At 69.0% G+C, this 4246-nt stretch carries 4 protein-coding genes; all 4 read right to left on the bottom strand.

Annotation, left to right across the window (positions count from 1 at the left end):
• Window positions 1–236: 236 nt before the first annotated feature.
• Window positions 237–1445 (bottom strand): LysR family transcriptional regulator, encoded by a 1209-nt coding sequence (locus DPV74_RS39440; protein ID WP_119339159.1) that lies wholly within the window; start codon window positions 1443–1445, stop codon window positions 237–239.
• A gap of 61 nt (window positions 1446–1506) precedes the next feature.
• Window positions 1507–2235, bottom strand: a complete 729-nt coding sequence (locus DPV74_RS39435; RefSeq protein ID WP_119339158.1) for an aspartate/glutamate racemase family protein — start codon at window positions 2233–2235, stop codon at window positions 1507–1509.
• A gap of 22 nt (window positions 2236–2257) precedes the next feature.
• Entirely contained in the window at window positions 2258–3808 is a 1551-nt protein-coding gene (locus DPV74_RS39430) for an NCS1 family nucleobase:cation symporter-1 (protein WP_119339157.1), read from the bottom strand.
• 238 nt (window positions 3809–4046) lie between these two features.
• The coding region (locus DPV74_RS39425) for a hypothetical protein (protein ID WP_119339156.1) at window positions 4047–4246 on the bottom strand (200 nt) is incomplete at its 5' end.

Genomic DNA, 4246 nt, shown 5'->3' with positions numbered 1-4246 from the left:
GGCGCGGGCGCTCGAGCGTGTGCCGCCGTCGGCCGCCGGCGCGCTCGCGAAGGCGGCGCCCGTCGCGTTCGCGAGCGGGTTTGCCGACGCGCTGACGGTGAGCGGCGTGCTCGCGCTCGTCGTGGCCGTCGTTGCATGCAAGCTGCTTGCGCAACCGATGCGCGATGCTGCGTGACGGTGCGTGAAAGTGTGTGACGTACGGAGCGGCGCGTTGTCGCGCCTGTCGGTCGCGCCGGTCAATGCGACTTCGTCGCGTGACGGTGGATGCGTGCCGCATGGGCGACGCGCGGCGGGTGCGATGCACGGCAATGCGTCGCCTGCCTGCGGCGCGTGCGTCGAACCGGTTCGGGCGTATCGGCTGTAGCGTCTGTATCGGGTGCATCGGCCGTATCGCCCGCAGCCGTCACGCTGTTCCCTGCGTCCGCAGCTGCGCCGGCGGGAACCGCGGCAACCGCCGGCAGCATCGCCTCGGCGTCGAGCCACGCGCGTGTCGCTTCCGCGATCAGCCCGCGCAGCCAGCGCACGCCGTCCACGCACGCGCCCGATTCGTTCCACGTCATCCGGTACACGATGTCCGGCGGCTCCACCGGCAGCGCGACGGCGGCGAGCGGCAGCAGCTTCGCATAATGCCGCGCGAGCCGGTACGTGGTGGTCAGGAGCATGTCGGTGCGCACGAGCGCATGCGCGGCAAGTTCGAAGTGGGGCAGCGTGACGACGATCCGCCGCTGCAGGCCCACGCGTTCGAGCTGCCGGTCGATCGCGCCGGACGCCTCGAGCCACGACGGTGTCGGGCACAGCTGCGGCGCGTCGGCAAAATCGGCGGCCGTCATCGCGCCGTGCCGCGCGAGCGGATGCGTCGCGCGCATCAGGCATACGACGCGATCGTCGAACAGGTCGTCCTGCCGGAACCGCGACGAGCGCGCCGGGCGATTGTCGATCACGACGTCGAGTTCGCCGTCGGCCAGCGCGCGCTCGTCGTCGAAGCCGTCGCCGAGCGGATGGAACACGAGCTGCGCGTTCGGCGCGCGTTCGCGGAACAGCGCGACGAGCTTCGGCACGAACAGCACGTTCAGGTAGTCGGGGCAGCCGATCCGGTAGGTGCGCACCGACGTGCGCGCGTCGAACGTCGGCTGCTGGATACGGATGAAGTCGATCACGCGCAGCGCGTTGCGCAGCGGTTCGATCAGCCGCGCGCCGAACTCGGTCGGCACCATCCCGTAGCGGCTGCGCACCAGCAACGGATCGCCGAGCAGCGTGCGCAGGCGCTTGAGCGCGGCGCTCGTCGCCGGCTGCGACATGTTCAGCCGCACGGCCGCGCGCGACACGGTGCGCTCGGTGAGCAGCACGAGCAGGATGCGCATCAGCCGCGCATCGAGCACGTCGAGCGCACCTGCGGCGTCGGACGCGCCGCGGGGCAGTGCGTCCGGTTCTAGCGTGTCCCGCATGCCGATACGTCTCCCGGCGACACGATGCCCGAGCGCGACGCAGCAGCCGGCCGGCGGCGCGTCATTGTGCGAAGGTGCCCGGCCAGCCGACGATCCGCTTCGGGCGCGGCGGTGCATACGTGCGGACCTTCGACGTCTTCAGCTTCAGGCGCACCAGCGACTCGGCGAGCGCGACCGCGGCCGATACGCCGTCGACGACCGGCACGCCCGTGCATTCCTCGATCTGCCGGTCGAGGCCGGCCATCCCGCCGCAGCCGAGGCAGATCACTTCCGCGTGATCGTCCTTCACCGCGCGCTGCGCCTGGCCGACGATCGACTCGATCGCGCGCGCCGGGTTTTCCTCGAGTTCGAGCACCGCGAGGCCGCTTGCGCGCACCGACGCGCAGCGCGCGTCGAGCCCGGCGAGCTTCAGGCGATCCTCGATCAGCGGCACCGTGCGGTCGAGCGTCGTGACGACCGAGTAGCGATGGCCGAGCAGCATCGCGACGCTCGCGGCCGCTTCGGTGATGTCGACGACGGGCACCGTCAGCAGTTCCTGCAGGCCTTCGCGGCCGTGTTCGCCGTAGCCGGCCTGGATCACCGCGTCGTACGGCTCGTCGTAGCTCAGCACGCGATCCATCACGGCGATCGCCGCGAGGTAGCTCTCGAAGTTGCCTTCGATCGACTCCGCGCCGAAGCGCGGCGTCAGCCCGACGATCTCCGTGCCCGGCGATGCGGCGGCCTGCGCCTGCGCGGCGATCGCGTCGGTGATCGACTCGGTCGTGTTGACGTTGACTACCAGGATCCTCATTGCTGACTCCGTATGCGTGTGTTCAGTGTTGCGCGCAGGCGACCGCGATGGGCTCGCCCGAGCGCTCCTCGTATTGCCGTTTGCGATCGGCCAGCAGCCAGTACACGCTGCCCGCGATGGCCGCGCCGAGCAGCCACGAGAACGGCGTCATCGCGCTGAAGGCCGGCACGACGGCGAGCGTGATCGAGATCAGCGCGGACGGCAGGAGCGCCGCAAGTGCCTTGCGGTTCACGCCGCGCGTGTAGAAGTAGGCGCCGGTCGGCGCTTCGGTATAGAGGTCGGGCACGTTCACGCGCTGCTTGCGCACGAGCCAGTAGTCGACCGTGATGATCCCGTACAGCGGGCCGAGCAGCGCGCCGAGGCCGGACAGGAAATAGACGATCACGATCGGGCTGTTGTACAGGTTCCAAGGCAGGATCAGCACGGCGACCGTCGCGCTGATCAGGCCCGCGCGGCGGAACGACAGGCGATGCGGCGCAAGGCTCGTCAGCACGAAGGCCGGCGCGACGAAGTTCGCCATAATGTTCACGGCGACCGTGACGATCAGGAACGCGAGGCAGCCGAGCACGAGGAACAGCTTGTTCGGTACCGTCGCGATGATTTCCGTCGGGCTGTGGATGATGTGGCCGTTCAGCTTGAACTGCGCGCCCGCGAGCACGAAGCTGATCGTCGCGAACACGAGGATGTTGACCGGCAAGCCCCAGAAGTTGCCGACCCGCACCGTCTTCGCGCTCGGCGACGAGCGCGCGAAGTCGCAGAAGTTGAGCACCAGCGTGCCGTAGATCGCAAGCCACAGCGAGCCGCCCGCGAAGATCTCCGTCCACATCTTCAGGCCGGTCAGCGGCTTGCCGATCGACATCGCGAGATGGCCGCCCGTGCGGCTGAACATCCACGCGGCGAGCGACAGCGTCGTGACGAGGATCACCGGGCCGGCGAGCCCTTCGTACTTGCGGACCATTTCCATCCCGTACGTGAGGATGCCGATCTGCACGAGCCAGATCGCGACGAACGTGACCCAGCCGAGCGTCGACAGCCCGAAGATCGCGTCCTGGTCGAACGCGGCGAGGCCCGGCCAGATCGCGGTGAGCAGCACGCGCAGCACGACGGACGCGAGATAGGTCTGGATGCCGAACCATGCGATCGCGATCACCGCGCGGATCATCGCGGGCAGCAGCGCGCCGTAGATGCCGAAGCTCATCCGGCTGATCACCGGGAACGGCACGCCGGTCTTCTGGCCCATGTAGCCGGTGAGGTTCATGAAGCCGTACACGAGCACCGCGCCGATCGCGAGCGACGCGAGCATCTGCCAGCCCGACAGGCCGAGCGCGAACAGCCCGATTGCGAACGAGTAGTTCGCGATGTTGTGCACGTCGTTGGTCCACAGCGCAAAGATGCTGTAGCGGCCCCACGTCCGCCCCTCGGCCTTGGTGGGCGCGAGGTCGGGGTTGTGCAGCCGCGGGCTCAGCGCGGGGTCGCGCGCGGCCGAATCGGTTCGATGCGATGCGTCGACCGCGCCGGGCACGATGCCCGGGCGGTGGGTGGCTTCCAGTTGCACGCCGTTGTCTCCTTCCATGTGCGGGGCGCGAAACCGGCAGCGCGTATACGCTGCGACGGCCCGGCCGCCGTGGACGTTATGTCTCGGATTTGTTGGCGAGTATGGGTGGCCGGCACGGTGATGGGAAATTAAATATTCGGCTGGGCGTCATTTGAAAAATGAATGGGAGGGATCGATGGCGAGGCACGGGGATTGCGCGTCGAAGGGTTCCATCCACCGACATCAGCGGAGGTGTCATGCAGCGATATTCCCTTCGTCACGTATCGCGAGCCGTCTTCGCCGGCATCCTGATCGCCGGCCTGGCGGCGGGTGCGGGTTGCCAGAAAAAGAGCGACACCGGTACCGGTGCGAGCTCGGACACCAGCGCCACGGGCGGCATGTCGCCGGCGCCGTCCACCGCGCCGTCGGGCACGCCGGGCGGCGCGGCAAGCATGCCGGGCCCGGCTTCCGCGCCGG

Origin of the sequence: Burkholderia sp. HAN2018 (assembly GCF_024704855.1) — a bacterium.
In the GTDB taxonomy this organism is placed as follows: Bacteria; Pseudomonadota; Gammaproteobacteria; order Burkholderiales; family Burkholderiaceae; genus Burkholderia; species Burkholderia cepacia.
This window is presented reverse-complemented; position numbering and strand designations above follow the sequence as displayed.

Coding starts and splice junctions, on each gene's coding strand:
- DPV74_RS39435 (WP_119339158.1), bottom strand. CDS start 2,235: ATGAGGATCCTGGTAGTCAACGTCAACACGACCGAGTCGATCACCGAC.
- DPV74_RS39430 (WP_119339157.1), bottom strand. CDS start 3,808: ATGGAAGGAGACAACGGCGTGCAACTGGAAGCCACCCACCGCCCGGGC.
- DPV74_RS39440 (WP_119339159.1), bottom strand. CDS start 1,445: ATGCGGGACACGCTAGAACCGGACGCACTGCCCCGCGGCGCGTCCGAC.